This window comes from Janthinobacterium sp. PAMC25594 (assembly GCF_019443505.1).
GTDB lineage: Bacteria > Pseudomonadota > Gammaproteobacteria > Burkholderiales > Burkholderiaceae_D > Janthinobacterium.
The window spans coordinates 818,670-841,392 of the sequence record NZ_CP080377.1; the positions used below are offsets into that span (position 1 = coordinate 818,670).

Annotated in this window: 19 protein-coding genes; 10 read left to right on the forward strand and 9 right to left on the reverse strand. The window is 63.6% G+C overall.

Translation table 11 applies throughout. The features are described from left to right. Window positions 1-2 precede the first annotated feature (2 nt). Entirely contained in the window at window positions 3-1,193 is a 1,191-nt protein-coding gene (locus KY494_RS03665; RefSeq protein WP_219889947.1) for a serine hydrolase, read from the forward strand. On the opposite strand, the gene KY494_RS03670 is transcribed toward KY494_RS03665, so the two are convergent. Both KY494_RS03670 and KY494_RS03675 read right to left on the reverse strand, forming a co-directional pair. After that, window positions 1,190-1,573 carry a YkvA family protein gene (locus KY494_RS03670; RefSeq protein WP_219889948.1) on the reverse strand — a complete coding sequence of 128 codons (384 nt, stop codon included), beginning with the start codon at window positions 1,571-1,573 and terminating at the stop codon, window positions 1,190-1,192. The genes KY494_RS03665 and KY494_RS03670 overlap by 4 nt on opposite strands. 130 nt (window positions 1,574-1,703) lie before the next feature. Then, window positions 1,704-1,970 (reverse strand): hypothetical protein, encoded by a 267-nt coding sequence (locus KY494_RS03675; protein WP_219889949.1) that lies wholly within the window; start codon window positions 1,968-1,970, stop codon window positions 1,704-1,706. Window positions 1,971-2,192: 222 nt separating this feature from the next. Between KY494_RS03675 and KY494_RS03680 the strand changes: the two genes are divergently transcribed. After that, window positions 2,193-5,579, forward strand: a complete 3,387-nt coding sequence (locus tag KY494_RS03680; protein ID WP_219889950.1) for a hypothetical protein — start codon at window positions 2,193-2,195, stop codon at window positions 5,577-5,579. A gap of 13 nt (window positions 5,580-5,592) precedes the next feature. Here the strand turns inward: KY494_RS03680 and KY494_RS03685 are convergent, their stop codons facing one another. Beyond that, the gene (locus KY494_RS03685; protein WP_219889951.1) at window positions 5,593-6,408 is read right to left on the reverse strand and encodes a ferritin-like domain-containing protein; all 816 of its coding nucleotides are present in this window, start codon (window positions 6,406-6,408) and stop codon (window positions 5,593-5,595) included. Window positions 6,409-6,451: 43 nt separating this feature from the next. Further along, window positions 6,452-8,698 (reverse strand): D-serine ammonia-lyase, encoded by a 2,247-nt coding sequence (locus KY494_RS29975; protein ID WP_219889952.1) that lies wholly within the window; start codon window positions 8,696-8,698, stop codon window positions 6,452-6,454. 254 nt (window positions 8,699-8,952) lie between these two features. Here KY494_RS29975 and KY494_RS03695 point away from each other — a divergent pair, with 254 nt between their 5' ends. Next, window positions 8,953-9,246 (forward strand): hypothetical protein, encoded by a 294-nt coding sequence (locus tag KY494_RS03695; RefSeq protein WP_219889953.1) that lies wholly within the window; start codon window positions 8,953-8,955, stop codon window positions 9,244-9,246. Here the strand turns inward: KY494_RS03695 and KY494_RS03700 are convergent. The 4 genes from KY494_RS03700 to KY494_RS03715 form a co-directional block, all read right to left on the reverse strand. Continuing rightward, window positions 9,234-9,500 carry a hypothetical protein gene (locus tag KY494_RS03700; protein WP_219889954.1) on the reverse strand — a complete coding sequence of 89 codons (267 nt, stop codon included), beginning with the start codon at window positions 9,498-9,500 and terminating at the stop codon, window positions 9,234-9,236. The two genes, KY494_RS03695 and KY494_RS03700, sit on opposite strands and share 13 nt — an antisense overlap. Before the next feature lie 223 nt (window positions 9,501-9,723). Further along, on the reverse strand, window positions 9,724-9,936 hold the full coding sequence (locus KY494_RS03705) for a hypothetical protein (RefSeq protein WP_219135275.1): 213 nt from the start codon (window positions 9,934-9,936) through the stop codon (window positions 9,724-9,726). Window positions 9,937-10,167: 231 nt separating this feature from the next. Then, on the reverse strand, window positions 10,168-12,246 hold the full coding sequence (locus tag KY494_RS03710) for a TonB-dependent receptor (protein WP_219889955.1): 2,079 nt from the start codon (window positions 12,244-12,246) through the stop codon (window positions 10,168-10,170). Window positions 12,247-12,344: 98 nt separating this feature from the next. Further along, complete coding sequence (locus tag KY494_RS03715; protein ID WP_258194643.1) at window positions 12,345-12,659, reverse strand: DUF2946 family protein; 315 nt, start codon at window positions 12,657-12,659, stop codon at window positions 12,345-12,347. Between KY494_RS03715 and KY494_RS29565 the strand changes: the two genes are divergently transcribed. After that, window positions 12,586-12,873 carry a hypothetical protein gene (locus KY494_RS29565; RefSeq protein WP_258195004.1) on the forward strand — a complete coding sequence of 96 codons (288 nt, stop codon included), beginning with the start codon at window positions 12,586-12,588 and terminating at the stop codon, window positions 12,871-12,873. The two genes, KY494_RS03715 and KY494_RS29565, sit on opposite strands and share 74 nt — an antisense overlap. On the opposite strand, the gene KY494_RS03720 is transcribed toward KY494_RS29565, so the two are convergent. Beyond that, the gene (locus tag KY494_RS03720; protein WP_219889956.1) at window positions 12,795-14,930 is read right to left on the reverse strand and encodes a TonB-dependent siderophore receptor; all 2,136 of its coding nucleotides are present in this window, start codon (window positions 14,928-14,930) and stop codon (window positions 12,795-12,797) included. The genes KY494_RS29565 and KY494_RS03720 overlap by 79 nt on opposite strands. A gap of 245 nt (window positions 14,931-15,175) precedes the next feature. On the opposite strand from KY494_RS03720, the gene KY494_RS03725 reads away from it, so the two are divergent. The 6 genes from KY494_RS03725 (at window position 15,176) to KY494_RS03750 (ending at window position 22,661) form a co-directional block, all read left to right on the forward strand. Then, the gene (locus tag KY494_RS03725; RefSeq protein WP_258194644.1) at window positions 15,176-18,625 is read left to right on the forward strand and encodes a DUF748 domain-containing protein; all 3,450 of its coding nucleotides are present in this window, start codon (window positions 15,176-15,178) and stop codon (window positions 18,623-18,625) included. 441 nt (window positions 18,626-19,066) lie between these two features. Next, a complete protein-coding gene (locus tag KY494_RS03730) occupies window positions 19,067-19,606 on the forward strand; it encodes a hypothetical protein (RefSeq protein WP_219889957.1) in 540 nt (179 codons plus the stop codon). Next, on the forward strand, window positions 19,599-20,318 hold the full coding sequence (locus tag KY494_RS03735) for a hypothetical protein (RefSeq protein ID WP_219889958.1): 720 nt from the start codon (window positions 19,599-19,601) through the stop codon (window positions 20,316-20,318). Before KY494_RS03730 ends, KY494_RS03735 begins: the two co-directional genes overlap by 8 nt. A 9-nt stretch (window positions 20,319-20,327) precedes the next feature. Beyond that, on the forward strand, window positions 20,328-21,239 hold the full coding sequence (locus tag KY494_RS03740) for a hypothetical protein (RefSeq protein WP_219889959.1): 912 nt from the start codon (window positions 20,328-20,330) through the stop codon (window positions 21,237-21,239). Next, entirely contained in the window at window positions 21,239-22,303 is a 1,065-nt protein-coding gene (locus KY494_RS03745; RefSeq protein WP_219889960.1) for a MauE/DoxX family redox-associated membrane protein, read from the forward strand. The genes KY494_RS03740 and KY494_RS03745 overlap by 1 nt, the downstream gene beginning before the upstream one ends. Continuing rightward, complete coding sequence (locus tag KY494_RS03750) at window positions 22,278-22,661, forward strand: hypothetical protein (protein ID WP_219889961.1); 384 nt, start codon at window positions 22,278-22,280, stop codon at window positions 22,659-22,661. The genes KY494_RS03745 and KY494_RS03750 overlap by 26 nt, the downstream gene beginning before the upstream one ends. The last annotated feature ends 62 nt before the right edge of the window (window positions 22,662-22,723 follow it).

Below are 22,723 nucleotides of genomic sequence, written 5' to 3' on the forward strand. Positions count from 1 at the left end.
CAATGAAACGAAGAAGCGTGCTGGGACTGGGCGTCTCACTGGCCCTGCTGCAAACGGGCTGCGCCACCGATCCGGCCAGGCTGGCGTGGGAAACGGAATTTGACGGCTTCATGCGCGATGGCCTGGCCCGTACGGAAACGCCGGGCATGAGCGTGGCCGTGGTGCGCGACGAGCAAACCCTCTTCGCGCGCGGCTATGGCTGGGCCGATATCCAGGCCGGCAAGAAGGCCGATGCCAATACGGTGTTCCATATCGCCTCCGTCAGCAAGCTCGTCACGGCGACGACCGTCATGATGCTGCTGGAACAGGGCGCCTTCCAGCTCGACGACAAGGTGGCGGCCTACCTGGACTTCCCGCTCATGCATCCGAAGTTTCCCGACGTGCCCATCACCTTTCGCCATTTGCTCAATCACACCTCGGGCATTTCCGACGCCGTGTACGAAAAGACGACGGCGTTTGCCGTGCAGGGAGATCCGCGCTTGCCGCTGCGCGACTTCGTCAAGGGCTATCTGTCGCGCGGCGGCGCCTGGTACGACGCGGATGTGTCGTTTGCCGCCCGGCCCGGCACGGAATGGCGCTACAGCAACGTGGGCATCGCCCTGCTCGGCTATCTGGTGGGCCGCTTGAATCCCGACGGCCTGGACGCCTTTGCGCAGGAACAGCTGTTCGAACCGCTGGGCATGGACAGCACGGCCTGGAACCTGGCCGGCTTGCCGCGGCGCGCCGTCGTCGCCCAGCCGTATGCGCACAAGGAGGCGGGCCTGCAAGTGCTGCCGCCCGTCGGCTATCCGGACTGGCCGGCCGGCCTGCTGCGCAGCTCGGCGCATGACTTTGCCCGTTTCCTGGCCATTTTCAGCAATGGCGGCCGGGTCGATGGCCACCGCTATCTGCAAGATGCCACCCTGCAATTGTTTTTTGCCCCGCAAGCGGCCCCCGTCGTGCCCGCCGACTCGTCCGTGCGGCAAGCTTTGGTGTGGCTGCTGCGCGACGTCGACGGCAAGCCGCTGGCCACGCACAGCGGCGGCGACCCGGGCGCCGCGTCCGTCGTCTGTGTCGACCGCGCCAGCAGGACGGCCGTGCTGGCCTTCGCCAACGTCAGCGCCGACAAGGAGTTTCGTTCATTCCAGAAAGAAGTCGTGCTGCGCCTGCTCGCGCATGGGGCCGGCGGTGCACCCGCTGTCAAGAAAACCTAGGCGCCGAACCAGCCGCGCAATTTCTCTGCGGCGCGTTCCTTGACCTCGGCCGTAATGTAGGTGGCGACGGTGGCGACGGCCGCCGCCAGCACGGCCAGGTCATCCGCATAGCCGATCACGGGCGTGATGTCGGGAATCGCATCGATGGGTGAAATGAAATAGCCGAGCGCGCCATAGATGGCCGTCTTCGCCCACAGCGGGGTGTTCGGCTGCTGCGCCGCGTAGTACAGCCACAGGGCTTTTTCAATGACTTCGCGTCCCGCCGTCTTGGCGAACTTGACGACCTTGTCCCAGAAGCTGTCATCCGTGTATTTCTTTTCATACTGCTTGTCGGCCTGGGGGGCGTGGTCTTCTTCCAGATTCTTTTTTCTGCCAAACATCTGCTGCTCCTGTCTGCCGCGCACGGCGTTACGAATGCGCACCTTAGCATAACAGCGCGCCGCCGAGGTGACGGGCGACGACTACACGGCCAAGGATTTCCACACCTGGCCTTGCAGCTGCAGGCTGGCGTCAAGCCTGGCGGCCAGGCTGGCAGTGTGCCGACAGTGTGAGGGCATCGCTGCCGCAGACCGGCAAGGCGCCATGGCCCACATCGCGCGCCACAGGCGCAGGCGCGGCATCGCTGGCTGGCGCCTCGCCCGCATTCATCCAGGTGGCCGCCAGGGTCGACAAAGTGAACAGGCAGATTACCAGGAACGGCTTGTTCAAATGACTGGGCTTGGCTGGCTTGGACATCGCATACTCCATCGGATTGGCTGGCTGTTGCAGCATGGACATGATCATCGCGTGTTTCCGCAAGGCATACAATCAGACAGTTTCGACAAGATGGGTAGGACAGCGCTGACATGCTCAGCCGTATGGACCAGTGTCGCCATATTTGACACCGACGCCGGCCCTCCTCAGCCAAACCCTTGTTTTTACGGCACAATTTGTACAGGAACGTTTCCTGCTTGAGCTATTTCCTGGGCACGCTTGGCGCCAGTCAGTGGGGGAACGATCATGAGCTTTATCAAACAGGTGCTGCTGGCGCTGCTGCTGTGCGCCATGTCCGCCGCGCACGCCACCAGCATCGGCTACACGGCGACAGCGCTGGGCGGCACGCAGTGGCGCTACGACTATACGGTCAGCAATACCACCTTGGCCGTGCCCATCGAAGAATTCACCTTGTTCTTCAGCGTGGGCCAGTACGCCAAGCTGCACAACGTCTCCACGGCACCGGGCTGGGACGTGCTGCTGGTCCAGCCCGATCCCGCCATCCCCGCCAGCGGCTATGTCGACGCACTGGCACTGGCCAGCGGCATCAATCCCGGCGCCACGGCCACGGGCTTTTCCGTCACCTTCGATTACCTGGGTGCGGGCAACCCCGGCGCCCAGCCGTTTTCCATTCTCGACCCCGTCTCCTTTATCGAGATCGAGGCGGGCATCACGCAGGCGGCCGCCGTCGCCCTGCCGTCCACGCCATGGCTGCTGCTGGCAGGCGTGCTGGCTATGGCCTGCCTGGGCCGGCGCCGGCTGGCCGCCGCCGCGCTGGCCCCATTGCTGGCCATGAGCCTGTGCGCCTGCGGCGGGCCGAACGATCCCACCCAGCCGCCCACGCCGAAAGTCATGCTGGCCGCCGCAGCGACTACCGGCACCACCGCCCAGGCCGCCGGGGACTTCGAAGTGACCTTGCTGGAAAAGGTGGGCGAGCAGCGCGTCAGCCGCACGACCTGGGACTATACCTACCGCGTACACATCCGCAACAACAGCGGCGCGGCGGCCAGCAATGTGCAAGCCGTGCTGGCCAGCGCGCCCGAAGGCAGCACCATCATCGATGGCGAGGTGCTGGCCAGCAGCATTGACGCGGGTGCCACCGTCACGCCCGACGACACCATCACCGTGCGCATCGAACGCAGCATCGCCTTCCAGAGCACGGGCCTGACGTGGACTTTCAGCACCAACGTCAGCATCGCCCTCGATCCCGTGCGGCCCGCGCAAGTGGTCGCGCTGTCGCTGGCCGAGCTGGGTTTTACGGACGGCGCCGACAGCGTCAAGGCCAGCGGCGCCGTCACGGACGTGCTGCTGCAGGACGGCAGCCTGCGCTTTTCCACGCCCGGCGACACGGGCGTCGACCAGCATGCGCAGTTTTCCCTCAGCAAGGGCAACAAGGTCACGACCCTCGACCTGCTGATCCAGACGGAATTGCCCACGGCCGTGGAAACCTATGTGGAGCCGGACGACGACGGCAACCTGCCCGCCACGGCGCCCGTGCTGGCCATCACGGGACTGGGGCCGAACAACCGCCTGCAGCCGGGCGGAATGGCGTTCCGCCTGGTGGGCGCGCCGTCACTGGCCCTGCAGGACGACAGCGACGGCCTGCTGTCGATGCCGGACGGCGTGGCCGTCAGCATCAAGAACTACTGGACGTTCGATGCGGCCAGCGGCAATTTCGCCATCAGCGCCACGGCCATGCAGCAATTGCTGGCATCCTTGCCTAACGGCAGCTACGAGCTGAACCTCAATTTCGTCTCGCAGGACGGTGAATTCACGGCCAGCTATGCCTTGATCGTCCTCAAGTCCGGCGCCGTGGTGCAGGGCCAGCTGCGCACACCGGCGGGTGGCAATGCCACGGGGCTGGCCGGCAAGAAGATGTTATTGGCTGGCTACAACAACCACCAGCGCCAGGTGGCCGTGGTCGACGCCACGGGCGCCTTCCACTTCGATGGCGTGCTGCCCGACACTTACCAACTGACCTTGAACGACCTGGTCCATCCGAACGTGGTTAGCGTCAGCGCCGTCGTGTTTGACAACAGCAGCACCGTCAGCGTCGGCATCGTGTATCCGTACGGAACCGGCCTGGCCCAGCGCACCGCCTCGGCACAAAGCTATGTGGCGGGCAGCGTCACGCAGGATGGCGCCGGGCCGCCCGCGCGCGCGGTGCCGGCCAGCCCCCGTGCCGCGGACGACGTCACGCCGCAGGATGACGAGGGCAGCAAGACGTTTACGGCCACGGCGGCCGCGCAAAACCAGACCATCACCTCGCCCATCGCCTTCACGGTGCCCAAGGGTACGAAAAACGTGGGTGTGAAAATCACCGTCAGCACGGCCGAGTATCCCGTCTACACGACGGCGCAAAGCCAGTACAACGATACCTGGTCGTATTCCGTGACGGGGCTGCCGGGGGTCAACCTGGCCGCCACGGGCGCCGTCAACCAGACCCACTACACGCAGGGCAGCATCGTCAGGACGGAATGCGTCGATGTCAGCAAGCAAACCAAGGAGGGGACGTTGAGCCTGGGCGGCAATGTCAGCGCCACGAATATCGGCGACAGCGCCCTGGCCACCGTGACGACGGTGGAACTGAGCCTCGTGTGCAAGGGTTTGAAGGTGACGCAGGCGAAATTCCTCTCTCCCAACAAGGCCGGCCATCCCGTGCTGCAGCCGATCAAGCTGACGGGCAATCTGCCGGGGCCATATGTATCCGTGTCGCAAGGCACGGCCACGGCCACGCACACCTTGCCGCTGGAATTGCACTACACGCCGGCGGCGGCGACGATTACGGAAGTCAATATCGGTATTTCGTCGGGCGGCGGCGATCCCGCCTTCAGCACCGAGAATTTATTGTCCCAGACCAATACCAAGAGCGCGGGCAAGGTGACATTCCCCAGCCTGGTGCTGCCCGCCTTTGCCGGCGCAAAACTCGACAAGAAGGCCGTCGTCACCTTGCGCCTGAAGGGCAAAGTCGACAATACGGACGCCAGTTCCGACCCGGCCGAAGGGGGGCAAGTGGAGTTCAAGGGCAGCACGGCCTACATTCCCCTGTACCTGGCCAACAACGAGGCGGCGCTGGCGGCGCGGCGCTACGGCACGCGCGATGCGGGTGGCGATTCATGGGCCACGCGCCTGGCCATCGCCTGGCTGGCGGGCAAGCCTTACCGCTTCGACGACATCAGCGGTCAGCACGTGACGCAGACGGCGGAGGGCCGCTCCATCCTCGGCCACAGCGGCCACAGCGACGGCCAGCAGATCGACTTGCGCTACGCGGACGGCGCGGGCGGCTACACGGATACGCTGGGCGGCCAGGGCAATGGCGCAGGCATTCACAAGCTGATCATCGACGCGAAGGCGGAAGTGGCGGCCAACCCCGCGCAAAAGCCGAAACTGGCGGCCCTGCTGGCGTGGATCGCGGCGAACCGGGCCATGCTGGCCCAGGAAGCAGCGCCGGCCAGCACGCGCGTCATCTACATCGGCCCCAGCTTCGTCAAGCTGGCCCTCGTCGACGGGCGTTTTTCCGCCGCGCCGGCCGACAAGATCCCGGGCGCTGGCGCGTGGAACAAACCCATCAAAGTGCACATCGAAACGGAACACCTGAGCCACTGGCATATCAGCATCACGGCCCACCCGTGACGCCGCGACAGATTCAGGCAGGCAAGTCGGACAGTTCCAGCTCCGAAAAGCCCGCCCGGCGCCGCGCTTCCAGGTTGAACGGGCCGCGCAAGGTGGGCGCTTCATAGCGCAGCGCCAGCTCCGCATACGTGGCGCGCAATTCCAGGCCCCTTTGGTCGCACAGATAGCCGTACCAGCGGTTGCCGATCTCGACGTGCCCCACTTCATCGCGCAGGATGATGTCGAGGATGGCGGCGGCGGCCATGTCGCCCGCCTGCGCCAGCTTGGCGCGCAGCGGCGGAATCGCGTCGAGGCCCCGCGCTTCCAGGGTGCGCGGCACCAGCGCCATGCGCGCCAGCACGTCGCCGCGCGTCTTGTCGACCATTTCCCACAGGCTGTCGTGGCCAGGAAAGTCGCCATACGTGTGGCCCAGCACTTGCAAGTGCGCCTGCAGCATGGCAAAGTGCGTCGCTTCCTCTTTCGCCACGCGCAGCCAGTCCGTGTAGTAGTCAAAGGGCAAGTCCGGGAAGCGCCACAGGGCATCGAGCGCCAGGTTCATCGCGTTGAACTCGATGTGCGCGAGCGCGTGCACCAGCATGGCGCGCCCTTCCGGCGTGATCATCGAACGCCGTCCCACCAGGCGCGGCGGCACCAGTTCCGGGTGTTCTGGACGGCCCGGCACGGGGCCGGTGGGCGCCAGCGGCGCTTGCGCATCGAGAGAAAGCTGCGCTTCTGCCATGGCGGCCACCATCGACACCTTGGTGGCCGGGTCCGGGTCAAGCAGACAGGCGAGCGCATACGTGCGCAGTTCCTGTGGCGGCGTGGGGGTCAATGGAGATGATGCGTGCATGGTGCTTCCTTCCTGCGCGTTCTTGAACAAGGCGCGCAGTGTATCAAATAGCCTGCCCCAGCAGCCAATCCAGCAACGCCTGCACGCGCGCTGGCGGCGCGGCGCGCGCGCTGTGCACGAGGTAATACGCCTGCGGGCTGGGCAAGTCGAAAGCGCCAAACGGCAGGATCAGCTGGCCGCTGGCGAGCCACGGCTGCACCAGCTGGCGCCGGCCCATGGCCACGCCCGCGTGGTGGATGGCCGCCTGCGCGCACAGGTCGGCGCGGTCGAAGCGCAGGCTGCGCGCCGGCAAGTTCACCTCGGGCGCGCGCCCGTCCAGCCATAGCCGCCACTCGGCGTCGGGCGCGCAGGCGGGCCAGGCCAGCGTATCGTGCAGCAGCGTCGCGCCTGACAAGTTGTGTGGCGTATCCAGCAAGCCGTGCTCGCGTGCATACGCGGGGCTGCATACGGGCGCCAGCCATTCATCCATCAGCTTGCGCGATGCCAGGCCGGGAAAGTGGCCGTCGCCATAGTGCAAGGCCAGGTCGACCTGGCCGGCGCGAAAGTCCACGCTTTCATTGCCCACGCGCAAGTCAATCGATACGTCCGGATATTGCGCAGCGAACCCTGCCAGGCGCGGCACCAGCCAGCATTGCGCCACCGAGGGACGCGCATGCACGGTGATGCCGCCAGTGAGCGCATCGCCGCCGGCCAGCGCCGCCTGCAAGCTGTCCCAGCCGATTTGCAGGGCGGCGAAGATGCGCTCGCCATCGGCCGTCAGCTTGACTTGCCGCGTCAATCGTTCGAACAGGCGCAGGTCCAGGCCCGCTTCCAGCCGCGCGATGCGGTGGCTGACGGCGCTGGGCGTGAGCGCCAGTTCCTGCGCGGCCAGCGCAAAGCTGGCGTGGCGCGCCGCCACAAGAAACGTGTGCAGGTTGGCGAACTGGCTGGCCGTCAGCATGGCCCCAGGCGTGGCCCTGCTCGGCGCGCCGGCCGCCAGCAGGGCACGGCCACGCGCCACGTAGGCCGTCATTTCCTGCTCCGGCACCATGCTGCCGCCCGTGCCCCACACCAGGTGCGTGGCGTGTGCCAACGTTGCCTGGTACTGCGGCGCCGCCAGCACGGCAGGAATACCCGCGAAACCGGCCACGGCCGACGGTTCCAGACGCAAGCCTTGCGTTTGTTCAAGCAGCGCCAGCAGACGGTACAGTTCTTCATCCGTGACGGTGGCGTAGCCGTCGATCAGCCGCTGCATGGCGCGGCCGACGAAGCCGGACGGGCGTCCCACGGCCAGGCCATCGGCGGCCGTGAGGTTGTCGATGCCGATCTCCTGCACGCTGATGCCCTCGTGCAAGCCCGTGTGCACGCCCAGCAGCATGCACGGCGAATGCGTCGGCTCGATGAACACGCAGTGGACGGCATCGCCAAAGGCCAGTTTCAAGCCGAAGGCCACGCCGCCGGGACCGCCGCCGACGCCGCACGGCAGGTAGACGAACAGCGGGTGCTGCGCATCGACCGCGACGCCGGCCGCTTCGAACTGGGCTTGCAGGCGCTGGCCCGCCACCGCATAGCCGAGAAACAGATCGTGCGAGTTTTCATCGTCGACGAAGTGGCAAGTCGGGTCATTTTCCGCCTGCTGGCGCCCCGCTTCCACGGCCACGCTGTAGTCGGTCGCGTACTCGACGACGGTGACGCCATGGCTGCGCAATTTATCCTTTTTCCACTGGCGCGCATCGGCCGACATGTGCACGGTGGCGCGAAAGCCCAGGCGCGCGCTCATGATGCCGATCGACAAGCCCAGATTGCCCGTGGAGCCGACGGCGATCGCATACTGGCCAAAGAAGGCGCGCACGGCGTCGCTGGCCAGCAGGCTGTAATCGTCGCCCTCCTGCAGCAAGCCGGCGTCCAGCGCCAGCATTTCCGCGTGTTTCAGCACTTCATAGATGCCGCCGCGCGCCTTGATCGAGCCGGAAATGGGCAAATGGCTGTCCTGCTTGAGCCATAGCTGACCGCTCGTCATGCCTGACGCCAAACCCAACGCCGCCTGCATGGCGGGCAGCGGCACGACGGGCGACTCGATGACGCCGCCGCTAGCCTGCGTTTCCGGAAAAGCCTTCGCCAGGTAGGGCGCAAAGCGCGCCAGGCGGGCGCTGGCATCCGCCACGTCGGCCGCCGTCAAGCCCACGTCGTTCAAGGCTACGGCCGCCGGCGCGATGGCGGGATTGAACCAGCTCAAGGGCTGCAAGGCCATCAAATCACTAATGAGGGGAAATTTTTCGCGCAGCGCGGCGATGGCGGGAGTGGGCAGCATGGCAAGCTCGTGTAGGAACAAGCCATGATTAGACCGCATCCGCGCGCCGCTGGCAAACGATGGTTGATCAGGCAATGGGTGACGGGAAATCATGTATCCCGCATTCATCTCCATGCACTGAGCTTGGCCCATAGCTAAATTTAATTCTTGAATGCACTATCGATTAAAGAAAAATTTCCACAAAGTCACAAAAATAAGTTATCTTAAAGGCAAAATAAAAGGAGACATTTTTTCTCTTTTCTACCGAGGCAAAAATGCGCTCCAAGAACGACAAAGTCATTGCTACGAATATGGATATCATCGACTGCGCAAGGCAGGACGATTTGACGGCCCAAAAGGTCGAAGTCGGCATTATTTTCCAGGAAATGCTCGATACGGCCACGGCCGCCGCCTACCTGGCCAAGAACAAGGTGCCGATCGCCACTGCGCTGCGCGTCCTCACGGGGTCACGGCGAAAAAGAGCGGAGGAGGAAATTGATGGCGCTGTGCCGCATACCCACGTTGCCAGTTTCCCACGCGCCCGACAAACCCGGACCTACCGGGACTGACCATGCTCATCATACAACCCGCCTTCATCCCCCTGAATGACGGCCGATAGCTGCTGGGCAATGCGCCACATTTCCCCGACGATTTCAGCATGGGGGTTATTGCAGCTGATACTGCCGCGATAAAAACTGAACCATGCCCGTTTGCCGTTTTCCTGATGGGCGCAATAGGCCGTCCATACGGCCAGGCCTTCGTCTTCCATGCGTATCGTCGTGCCATCGGACGCCCTGACTTCGGCGTAGCCATCACGGCGCATTTCTGCATCCTGTGCAAGCAGCTTGGTTCATTCCTCGATCGAAATGGCAGGTCCCCTACGCGTATGCCCGTCTGCGCTTCTTGTAATATGCAGGTTATATCCCATTACGGCTCCAGCGTTTATTCAACCTTCTTATTCAACTTCATCCATCCAGATAACTGCCATCCAGGTAATTCTCGGGAGCAATCCTGTGTAATCTTGCGAGTCCTCGCCGATTACTCTTTCAACGAACAGAACCGGCTTCATACCATACCCGAATACCGCGCTCAACCTTGGCTAGCACCATCCAGCCCCTCGTTTCCGTGATGGTTTCGATGTTGACCGGATGAACACCGGTTTTTACCAGCCATTCATTGGCCATTACCAGCGACCTGTCGATGCCGTCAGAGAGAGGACTGCCCGACGTGGTCGAACGAAAATCTTTAAACGCGATCATGTATACCTTTTTTGTCAGCCAACATCATTTCAGCAGCCAAGGCCGGCAACCTTCGCTATCGCACCCATGTGCGCCAAACGCCTGAAGCAGGCGCCAGAAAGAATAACAAATTACCGGCGAGAAACATGCACACATTGTCACGAACATGGTGCTCGCTGCTGCGGCGATACCGGCAGGCGCCTTCCGCTTCCCGCATCGGCAGCAGGAAGGCGCCATAGCCAATTGCCAGCCTTAGAACTTCAGCTGCAGCCCCACATCAATCGACCTGCCCTCGGCCGGCAACGCTTGCAGCGCGCCGCCATTCGCTTTCAAACCCGACAAGTACACGCCGCCGAGCGGGTCCGCATACGCGCGGTTGAACAGGTTACTGACACCGGCGCTCAGGCTGGCCATCTTGTTCAATGCCACGCTGCTGCGCAGGTTGACGAGCGCATAGCCGCCCGTCGCCGGTTCGAAGCGGCGGGCATCGACCTTGTCCTTGCGGGCCACGATCTTCGTTTCGATGCGGCTGCTCCAGGCGCCCAGCTTGTGCTCGACGGCCAGCAAGCCGTTGAACGGCATCATGCGGTACAGGTCGCCGCCATCGCTGCGTTTGCCCCGCGTGTAAGCGGCATTGCCCGTCGCCATGAAGCGGCCCCAGCGCGCGCTGCGCACCAAAGGCAGTTGCCAGGCCAGATTGGCGCCGTACAATTTGGCGTCGTGGTTGGCAAAACGCAGCAAGTTCCCATTGGCGCCCATTTTCATGTACGGGTGGAATGACGCCAGCACGTCGACGTCGATGTAATTGTCGACCTTGCTGTAATAGGGATTGACGCGCAGGAACCAGCCCTCCTCGCCGCCGCCATGCCAGTCGGCCGTGAACGCGGCCGTGTAAGCCGTCTCGGGCTTGAGGTCGATATTGCCCACATAGCCGTTGCCATCGCCAAACCAGTTGGTCATGGTCATGGCCATCGAGCCGCGGCCCCACGAGTAGCGCTCGTACAGATTGGGCGAGCGCACCTTGCGCGCCAGCGCGAATTCGTAGCTGCTGGCCACATCGGGCGTGAAGGTGGCTTGTGCCGAGGCATCGATATTCGTGTCGCGCTGGCTGTGGCTGCGCGCATTGAAGGCCCTGGCGGCCATCAGGTCCGGCATGTTCATCATATTGGTGCCATACGATTGCACGTCGCCCGTGTCCATGCGCACGGATTCGCCGCGCAAGCCCAGCACGCTGCTCCAGCGCGCGTCATGGCGCGTTTCCAGTTCGCCGAACAGCACGGTCCGGTCGCGCTTGCCGTCGTTGATGTTCAGGTAGGTGCGCGGCCCCATCATCATGGAACCGGGCACGGCCGGCCAGTAATCGTCGAGGCGGAAACCGTGCCACTCCTGGCCCAGGCGCAACTCGCCCGCGCCTGTCGGCAGGCTGGCCATCAGCGCATAGCCCGTGTTGCGTCCGTGCGTAATCATCGGCATCGAACCCTTGCGCTCGGGCGAGAAGAAGCCCATTTCATGGTCCGTCTGCTGCCAGTAGGCACGCGCATCGAGCACGCCCCAGCCGAACTCGCCTTTATAAGCGAGATTGGCGAACTGGCCGTGGTTGTCCGTCATGTCCATGTACTGGTTCGGAAAGCCCTGGTAGGGGATGTGCTGCACGCCGGCGCGCAGGGTCAGTTGCTGGCCCTGGCCCTTCGCCGCCAGCACGATGGCCTGGTTGATGCTTTCGTACATGCTGGCCAGCACCTTGTTGCCGCGCCCATCTTCATAGCTGTGGCCCCGCGTATAGGCGCCGGTGTAGCCGATGCTGAGCATATCGCTGGCGGCCGAGGCGTTCACGCTGGTCGCCACGCTGTTGTTGACGCTGCGGCCCGACACGGCAAAGCTGCCTTGCGTCAGCAACGGCGCGCCAGGCTGGGCGAACACGGGCACGTTCGATTGCACCTCGATGGTGCCGCCTATGCTGTCGCCGCCCGCGCTGACGGGTGTGACGCCGGCGATCAGGCGGATGCGCTGCACTTGCTGCGGATCGATGTAGGACAGCGGTGCATTCATGTGATTGGCACAGGCCGACGTCAGTTCCATGCCATCGATGCGAATCTTGATGCGGTCATCCGCAAAGCCATTGACCACTGGCAAGCCGGACACGCCGCCGCCGGACGCCACGCTGTATCCGGGCGTACTACTGAGCATCTGCGCCGTATCGGCGGCGGGACGGTAGCCGTCACCGATGGCTGTCACGATGACTTTCATCTCGGGAAGAACAACTTCAGTGCGCGTTTGCGCCACGGCAGGCATGGCGATGGCGAGGGAAATCAAGAACGGTAAATGTTTCATGGTGCTGCTTTCAGATTCTGTAGAGGTAAGACGAACAGACGCAAGCGCGGCACAGCACATAGCCGCGCGGCGCAAGGCAGTTCAGGGAAAGGGACAGATCAGAAAGCGGCGGGCGGGCCACGGGGCTGGACGGGCGTCCAGGCGAACGGCGGCGTGGCGGATTGGTAGAACAGCTCGGGCAGCAAACCCGTGAGGAGCTCGCCGGAAGCGAGCACGAGCGAGGTAGGCGGAAGCGACAAGGTGTCGGCGTGCATGCTGCAGCAGGGGCAATCGCCCATGCGCATGCTGCCCTTGGAAGTATCGGGCGCGTCGCTGGAGAATGTTGCGGGAGACATATTCATGCCGCCCGCCACCGAACAGATTTCCAGGCTGGGCACGGCCAGGCCGCTGGCGACCGTCAGCGCGCGCGACACCGTAGGGGCGAGCGTGGACAGGAAGATGGCGATACACGCGATCCACAGGACGATGCTGGCCTTGCCTTTGCTGATGAATATGGCAACATTGTATCAGGGCAAGCCTCCTGCGCACAGGGCGCAGGTCAAAGCTTCCTACAAATCCACCTTCATCGACAGCTTGATGGCGCGCGGCGCACCGGATGCCAGCCGCGTGCCAGCGCCGGCCCAGTAGCGCTTGTCGGCAAGGTTTTCCACGTTCAGCTGCCACACGACAGACTTGTTCATTACCGTGCTGGCGTAGCGGGCACCGGCGCTGAAAAGCGTCACCCCGCCGAGGAAGGCCTGGTTCAGGTCGTTGACGGGACGGGCGCTGTAGTAATACGCGCCGCCGTTGACGGACAGGCCCGGCACGGCGTCGAGCGCGTAGGCGAGAAAGGCGCTGGCCGTGCGCTTCGACGCGTTTTCCGGCGCCTTGCCGTTGTAGTCGGCGTTGATGTGCGCAAAACGCGGGTCAAGCAACTGGGCCGAGGTTTGCCACGACAGCTGGCGCGTCAGCTTGCCCTGGGTCGACAGTTCCAGGCCGCGGTAGCGCTGTTCGCCATCCGACGTGAACACATTGCCGGCATTCGTGTAATAGCCGGGGCGCGTGATGTCGAACAGCGCGGCGGAGACCAGGGTGCCGCCCGGCGCCAGCCAGCGCGCGCCCAGTTCCTTTTGTTTACTCACACCGGGCGCCATCTTGACGCCCTGGTTGACTGTGCCCGTCGGGCCCGTTTCGCCCTCTTCCAGCCCCCGCGCCGTGGACGCGTAGAACGACAGCTGGGGCGTGGCCTTGTAGATCAATGACGCCATCGGCGTCGTCTTGCTGACGTCATAGTGGCTGGCGCCCTGGTCGCTTTGATAACTGCTGCGACGCACGCCGATGACGCTTTGCCATTGCGGGCTGAAGACCATGCGGTCGAGCGCGTACAAGCCCGTGTCGCGCGTGTCGAGCGCGGCCGTCGTGAGCGAAGCCGGCTTGGGACCGAACACGACATTCGTCACGGGCACGGGCTGGTACAGGTTTTGCGAGGCGATCGTGTAATTGCTCTGGTAAATCGGATCTTGCGACTTGTCCGTGCGCGAGGCGCCCAGTGTCAGCTCGTGGGCAATAAAACCCGTATGGAAATTGCCGGCCAGTTCAAAGCGCAGCAAGTCCGACGCCGTCACGCTGTGCTGGATATTGCCCGTGATGCGGCCCGCACCCGTGGCCAGCGCGGCCGCATTGTTCAGACGGAAAATCGCCAGGCGGCGGTCGCGCGCCGTTTCCGAGTGGCCCGCTTCCACCGTCAGGGCCCAGCCATCCGCGATGGCGTAATCGGCGCGCAATTGCGCGTTTTTCGTCTGCGCTTCGAAATTCGACCAGTCAGGGCCGATCAGCTGGCGCGGGTCGACGGCGCGCGGCAAGCTGATCACGCCTTTCACGGCGGTGGGCAAGGCCACGCCCGCCTGCTCCGTCACCTTGCGGCGGTCGTATTCGAGGTCCGCCTTCAACAGCAGCTTATTGCTCACGCGCCAGTCCAGCGCGGTGGAGAGAAAGCTGCGGTTGCCGTTGCCGACATGGTCCAGCCAGGAACCCAGGGTGCCGCCGGCCGCGTTGATGCGCACGCCGAATTCCTGCTGCGCGCCGAAGCGGCGGCCCACGTCGACATTTGCCACGGCACTGCCCCGGTCGTCGAGACTCAGGCCCATGCTGGTGACGGGCTTGCTACCGGCCCGCTTGGTGACGAAGTTGACCACGCCGGCCGGCGAGGTAAAACCATAGTACAGGGCCGAGGCGCCCTTCAGCACTTCCACCCTCTCCTTGTTTTCCATGGGCACTTGCGAGAAGTTCATGATGGGCATGGAGCCGTTGAGGCGGTAATTCGTGCGGTTTTCCACGGCGATGCCGCGTATCACCAGCTGATCCCACGTTTCGCCGCCGTTTTGCTGGCGCGTCACGCCCGCCGTATTGCGCACGGCATCGTACAGGCCGGAGACAGCTTGCTGCTCCAGCAATGCGCGCGTGATCACGTTGACGGTCGATGGCACATCCATGATGTTGGCGCCGCGAAAGCTGCCCGCCTCCGTGGTGACGGGCACCAGACCTTGCGCGCGGGCGCCCATCACCTGCACGGCTTGCATGACTTTTTCATCGCCAGCCGTCAAATCGTCCTGGCCGCTGGCGGCATGGGCCGCATGGGAAGCGAAGGCCAGCGACAGGGCGGCGGCGACTGGAAGCAAGCGGGTGCGAGGAGAGACGACAGGCATGACATCGGGCTTTCAATGAGAAAATATGTACTAATGGAAACTTACGGTTAGCGGCCATGATACCGATAATGAGAATCATTATCAAGTAAGAGTGAGTTTGTGTGAGTTTCACAGAAGAAACAAGGTCACCCTGGCGCCTGTTATCACATGAACACGTTTGGATTTTGCAGACGAGGCTGCAAAGAGGCATACTGACAGTCACGGCGCACAGGACGCGCCGCCCAACAAGATCAAAAGGTAAGTTTGTGAACACAATCGACAACAAAAGCGTGCAGACGAAAACATTTCGCTGGAAACGCTGGCAGCGCTGGGCCGTTGGCACCGGCTGCGCCCTCGCCGCCTACAGCGCGGCCGGCTTCTGGCTGGTGCCCTATGTCATCAAGCACCAGCTGCCCAAATTTGCAGAGAAAGAACTCGCGCGCCAGGCCAGCATCGCCGATGTGCGCTTCAACCCGTTTACCCTGCGCCTGGAAGCGGACCAGATCGCTTTCAAAGAAGCGTCTGGCGTGGATGGCAAGAGCGATGCACCGCTGCTGACCATCGGCGCCCTGGCCGTGCAACTCGAATGGAAATCCATCGTGCGCCGCGCCTGGAGCCTGGCGGAAATCCGCATCACGGCGCCACAGACGCATTTGACCATCACGCCGGACGGCAAGTTCAACCTGGCCGAAGTGCTGGCCACCTGGCAACGCAAGCACCCGGAAAAAAGCGACGGCGGCATGCCGCGCCTCGTCATCGCCCATTTTGCGCTGGAACAAGGCAAAGTGGACTGGCAAGACCAGAAGGCGGGTTATGCGGACAACTTCACGCCGATCAATTTTACGCTCGACAATATCTCCACCTTGCCCGACGCCAACGGCAGCTACAGCCTCAGCGCCGATGCGGCGCGCGGCGGCAAGCTGCACTGGCGCGGCACGGCCTCGCTCAGCCCGATTCGCGGCGAAGGCGAGCTGATACTGAACGACGCTTCCCTGCCCGGCCTGGCCGCGTATTTGAAAGCCTATACGCGCGCCACGGTGACGAGCGGCAAGCTGTCGGCGCGCCTGCCCTACGCCTTTTCCTATGCGGACGGCAAGCTGGAAGCAACCGTCAAAGGCGCCGGGCTGGCCTTGCGCGATCTGGCGCTGGCGCGCGACGGCAAGGGAGAAGCATTTACGTCGCTGGATACCTTGGGCATCGCCGGCGTCAACGTGGATCTGGCGCGCCAGAACGTCAGCGTGGATAAAATCAATCTGTACGGCGGCAAGGTGGCCGTGCGCCGCAACAGCAAGGGCGAGATCGATGTGGCGAACCTGATGCTGCCGGGTAATCCCGCACCCGCAGCATCGGCCACTGCAGCACCTGCCAAGCCTGGCAAGTGGAAGGTGGATTTAAAACAGCTGGCGCTGGCCAATGTGGACGTGTCCGCCATCGATGAAACCGTCTCGCCGGCCCTGCAATTGAGCGCGAAACAGTTGCAACTGCAGCTGCAACTGGGCTTGCAACAAGGGCTAGCGGGCATGGCCACCGTCATCGACGGCGCGCACTTTGCGCTGGCCGACCTCGCCATGCAGCGCGGCGCGCAAACGCCGTTCACACTGGCCCAATTGGGTTTTACGGATGGCAAGATCGACCTGGCGGCGCGTACCGTGCACGTGGGCGCGCTGACAGCCAGCGGCGCGCAGATCGACCTGGCGCGCAACCGCCAGGGAGAGTTTGCAATTGCGCAACAGCTGCCCGTGTTTGCCTCTGGCAAGGCCGACGCGAGCAAGGATGCAGCGGCCGCGCCCTGGTCCACCAAGGTAGACAAGGTAGAACTGAGCAAGTTCGGCGCCCGTTTCGACGATGCGGGCACGGGCATCAAGGGCACGCTGCAGGACGCCCGCCTGTCGCTACTCAAAGTCAGCAACGACATGAAGCAGGCGCTGCCGTTCGAACTGGGCGTGGGCCTGCGCGAAGGCGGTGTATTGACGGCCAACGGCAAGGTCGTGCCGGGCACGGGTACCGTCGATGCGCAGCTGAATCTGCAACGACTGACCCTGGCTCCTGTGCAACCGTTGCTGGCGCAGCATGTGAAACTGAAGCTGGCGGGCGGCACCCTCTCCGGCAGCGGCCGCCTGACGACGGGCGGCGGCGCGCCGAAAGCGCCCAAGGTACGCTATGAGGGTGGCGTGGATATCGCCGGCCTGGTGCTCAATGAAACGGATGGCAAGCGTTTTGCGTCATGGAAAAGCGTGCGTGCCGACAAGCTGACGGCCAGCGTGGGGCCGGATTTCCTCGACATCCCCGAACTGCGCGTGGTGGAACCGAACGCCCAGCTGATCATCGAAAACGACCGCAGCCTGAACGCCCAGCGCTTGCTCGTGAAGGCACCGGAACCGGCCGCGCCGGCGGCGGCCACCGCCACACCGGCCGCCGACGCCGCCTTCCCCGTGCGCGTGCGCCGCGTGCGCCTGCAAAATGCCAAGCTGGACTTTGCCGACCTGAGCTTGCGGCCCCAGTTCGCCGCCAAGATTTATGAACTCAATGGCGTCATCACGGGTCTGTCCACCAAGCGCGATGCGCGCAGCCAGATCGAACTCGATGGCCGCATCGACGAATTCGGCCTGGCCCGCGTGCGCGGACAATTAAATCCCTTCGCCCCGACCGACAACACGGACTTGAACGTGGTCTTCAAGAACGTCGACATGGTCTCCGCCTCGCCGTACACGATGAAGTTCGCCGGCTACAAGGTGGCTGAAGGCAAGATTTCGCTGGACTTGCAGTACAAGGTGCGCAACCGCCAGCTCGACGGCACCAACCAGATCGTGCTCGACAAGCTGACCCTGGGCGAACGCATCGACAGTCCTGACGCCCTGAAACTGCCGTTGGAACTGGCGCTGGCCATCCTCAAGGATAGCGACGGGCGCATCGACCTCGGTTTGCCCGTGTCGGGCGACATGAACGACCCGCAATTCAGCTATGGCGCGCTGATCTGGAAAGCCGTGGGCAATGTGCTGACGAAAATCGTCACGGCGCCGTTCCGCGCGCTGGGCAACTTGCTCGGCATCAGCGCCGACAAGCTCGAATCGATCGACTTCGATGCGGGCAGCGCCGTGCTGCTGCCGCCGGAGCGGGAAAAGCTCAAGCAGGTGGCGCAAATCCTCGCCAAGCGCGAACAGCTGAAGCTGGCCGTGCCGGGCCAGTACAGCGACACGGACGGGGCCGCCCTGCGCGCCCAAGCCGTGCGCCGCGCCATCGCCGCCAAGGCCGGCATCAAGCTGGAAGCGGGCGAGGAACCGGGGCCGTTGAACCTGGGCGAACGCAAGATACGGGGCGCCCTGCGCGAGCTGTACGGCGAACGCTTCGGCAAGGCCGAGCTGGACAAGCAGAAGAAGGCGGCGGAGTCGGCTGCGCCTGGGGCAGCGGCGGCCGCCTCCATTCCGGCTCCGGCCAAAATCCCCGTCTTGCAGCGCCTTGGCAAGCTGATCGAGGGCGAACCGCAAGTGGCCGACACGGGCGCTTTCTATAACGGCTTGCGCGAGCAACTGGAAGCCAGGCAGCCGCTGCCTGCCGACGCCTTGAATAAACTGGGCGCCCAGCGCAGCGCGGCGATTCTGGCCGCCCTGCGGCAGGACGGCACCCCCACAGCCAGGGTCAGCGCCGGCGCGCCGGAAAAAACGGAGGCCGCGCCTGGCAAGCTGGTGGGGTTAAAGCTGGGATTGGCGGCGCAATAGTCTATTGAGTAGGGCCTTGCCAGCCTGAATCGCCACCAGTCGCTTGGACTCTTCTGATCCATCGTTCATGAAAGATGAAAACCGATGGATCGTCTTGGGGGCCTGGGTGTCCTGGCAGGCACCTGGTGTGCGATCTCGTAGCGGCCTAAGCCAACGACGAGGCAGGGTCTGGCGTCTCTATGGCCGACCCTGCAAAGACTCCTGCCTCGCTCAAGTAAGAGCAGGCCTTTCCTTGTCAAAACAGCAGGCGGAGCCCGGCCCCGGTTTCCAGGCGCTAGCATGTCTATTGCGCAATGATTAACATCCACAGCTTGTCGGTCATCTTTACACTTCCCCTCGACTGCCACGGGCAATCCTGAGCAACCCTTGATTTAACAGAGCTCCCACGGATTGGCATAGTTAATGCATAGCTAGTCCCATGAGGCCAACCAGGGGATTTCCATGCTCAATACACTACACAAATCGTTCGGTAGCGCGCTGGCAGCACTCATACTGCTCGCGCTGGCACACAGCGCGCACGCGCTGCCGCTACTCACGCTTACACCGACACAGACCACCATGCAGGTCTCGGCCGGTGGCAGCGTCGGCATCACCGGCAGCATCATCAACCGGACCAACACGGCACTGGACGCGACCGACCTGTTCCTGAATTTCGGCAATTTCGATCCAGGCGCGCTGACGCCACAGCAAACGTTGGGACTGGTCCTGTTCCGCATTCCCAGTTTTTCGTTCAGGGACAATGTTGCCCTGTTCACTATCGACGTGGCGGCCAATGCGCTGCCCGGCGCGCATACGCTCGATGTGATGCTGCAGGACCTTGGCGGCAACTTCTCCGACGTCGTCAGCTTCAGCTTCCTAGTCGACCAAGTGGTGGCCGTATCGGAGCCGCCCACGCTGGCCATCATGCTGGCCGGCCTGGCCGGCATGACCGGCATGATGCTTTGCCGTACTCTCCCCAACCATGGAGGCAATCATGGCTAGCAAGCCACAGATCGGCACGGGCAACGCCACGGTCATCAACACCGGCGAAGAAGTCATCGTCTCGATCACTGTTGCCAACATCGGTAGCGAGACCGCCAGCAAGGTGTTCCTGACCGGCGCCACATTGGGTGCGGCACGGCGAATCAGCCCGCAGAATTTTCCGGTGTACATCGGTAGCCTGACGAACGAAGGCAGCGGCAGCATAGGCGCCAGATTCAGCCACACCGGGCTAACGCCCGGGCAGCAATACCTGCTGACCCTGCGCGGCACCTACGAGGCCGGCGGCACGCTGGGCTTCGTCGTCAATCGCTACGTGATGATTCCGCAGCCGGCGCCGTATGCCTCGCCACGTCTGCGCTCGCATGTGAACGTGCTGCTGAATAACGCCACGTGGACCTACACCATCTTCAACGACGAGCCGCTGGGCAGCTCCTTGTATATCGCCGCCTTCCACCTCGACATCGTGGCACCCACCACCGTCACCGGCACGCCACACGGCTGGCAGTCCGAGTCCGACCTGATGACCTATGTGGGCTGGATTTCCGCTGATGCCCATATCGCGCCCCAGCAAGCGCTTGGCGGTTTCGAGATCCAAAGTCCGACCGGGCGCTCCGAGTCCACCGCCTACAGCCTGATCTCCTGGGACCATGCGGCCAACAATGCCGGACCGGTGGGGCTGGACACGGTACTGTCGCCATCCAGAGCACGATAGGTGAACGACATGAAAACCTCAGACCATACCGTACTCGACGACATCGCACGCACGCTGGCTGGCGTCACCTCGCGCCGCGCCGCACTGAAAATGGTCGTACTCGGCCTGGGCGGCATGACCCTGGCCCGGTTCGGCATCGACAACGCCTGGGCGGCGCGCAATTGCCTGTGCAATAACCGCGTGTACGACTCCGCCCTTGCCTGCTGCACGCCCAACGGCGTGGTGCAAAAGCACCCCATTGCCAATCTGGCGGACTGCCCTTCGCGCACCGCCAACCTGGCGCATACCTGCACTGCCAATGGTTGCGGCGCGGCCGGATCGTGGGTGTCGCCGCCGCAAAGTTACTTCGGCGTCAGCTTCGTTCCCGCTTGTAATACTCACGATTGTTGCTATGACAAGTGCAACCAGAACAAGGCAGCGTGCGATACCAACTTCCTTAGTAGCCTTGGCGCTATTTGCACCGCAGCCTTCCCCGGCACGGGCAGCATCCAGAACATAAAGCGCGGCGGTTGTCTGTCCCAGGCGCAGGCCTATTACAACGCGGTGTCCTCCTATGGCCAAAACGCGTATGACGACGCCCAGAAGCTCTCGTGCGACTGCTGCCCGCCTACGGCTTGCCGGACCTGCGCCGGCGGCAGTTGCGGCGCCTTCCCGGCCTGCGTCGGCGGCGGTGACTGCGTGTGCTTTACGACGCCGAATGGCTCGGGCGTCTGTGTGCACGGCAATACTCCTTGTGCCGGTTTACCCACCTGCAGCTCCAACGACGATTGCCCACCGGGATACGGTTGCGCCGGCTCAAATTGTTGCGGCGGCACCGCATTGTGCGGGCCACTGTGCTCCGACCTGACGAACGCATCGATCATCTCGCCGTTTGGTGGCGCTCAACGTTACGATGGACCTACCCTGGGAGGAAAGAGATAATGGACGCGTTTACATTGCCATTCACCGTCTTACGCCTGCTGGTAGGCGGCATCTTGCTGATGGCCGCTGCCGGCAAGCTGCTGCACCGGCAGGCGTACGCTCAAACGCTGGCGGAATTCGGCATTCCCGCTGCGTTGCAGCCGCAGCTGGCGTGGCTGATGCCGACGTGCGAACTGGCGATCGCCTTCATGCTGACGCTGGCGATGTCCACGTGGTGGGGCGCCATCGCCGGCGCCGCACTGCTGGCGCTCTACAGCGCCGTGCTGGCGTACAAGCTGCAGCAAGGCCAGCGGCCCAGTTGCAACTGCTTCGGTCAGCAGGACGCCACGCCGATCGGCCCCACTACGCTGCTCAGGAACGGGGTACTGCTGTCGATGGCGGGCGCGCTGATTTACGCCGGACCGGCATACGCGCATGCTCCTGTATGGCCGCATCTAGCCGGGATGTTGGTCACGGCCCCGGCACTGTCGATATGCATCGCCGTGATGGCGCTGCAATGGTGGCTGCTACTGCATACGCTGCGCCAGAACGGGCGCCTGATCTTGCGCATGGATACGCTGGAGCTGCGACTCGACGCCGCCAACATTCAGCCACTGCATGCGCTCGACATGCGGCCGCGCGGACTGGCAGTCGGCAGCATGGCGCCGGACTTCGCGCTGGCGGAAATGGGCACTGGCGAAGCGAAGACGCTGGCGCAGCTCAGGTCTGTCGGCCTGCCGGTGCTGCTGGTCTTCTCCGACATCGCCTGCGGCCCTTGTGCCGAACTGGCGCCGCGCATTGAGAGTTGGCATCGGCAATACCAGGGCTTGATCAGCATCGCCTTCATCCTGCGCGTGGATGCCGGGCAGCTGCACCGTCCACATACCGCCGGCTCCTGCACCACGCTGCTGCAAGAGGACCGAAAGGTATCCGAGCGCTACGACGCGCTGGTGACTCCTAGCGCCGTACTGGTGTCCGCCGAGGGGACGATCGCATCGCATCTGGCGCTGGGTTCAAAAGACATATACGATCTACTGGAATCGACCGTACCGCAGATTGATGAAAACCGGAATATCGCCGCTTAAATCCCCACGACAGGCAAGCCGGCTACTGCTGACGGTCGGCACTTGCCTGCACCTGATCACCGCCCTATTTCTGGCCAACGGTGGCGGCATCGTCTTTCGGACGGCGCTGTGCGCCTGGTCGCTGGCGCCCTACCTATTGCTGGCACTTGCGCTACAACGCAGCAAGAATTGCGGCGGTCTGCTGGCCGGCGCCTTGCTGATGCTGCTGTTGGACGCGCACACCTACTGGTCGGTGTTCGTGGCCCCGCAAAGCTCCACTGCTGCATTGGGTCTGCTAATGACACCGTTGTTCAACCTGTTCTGCATGGTGCCGTTATCGATTGCAGCCAACATGTGGCTGGGCCACAGGCGATCTTAGAGGGGAGCCCGGTTTTTTACACTTGATCTGCGACAGAACACGTCCCGACGAGCCCAATCTCG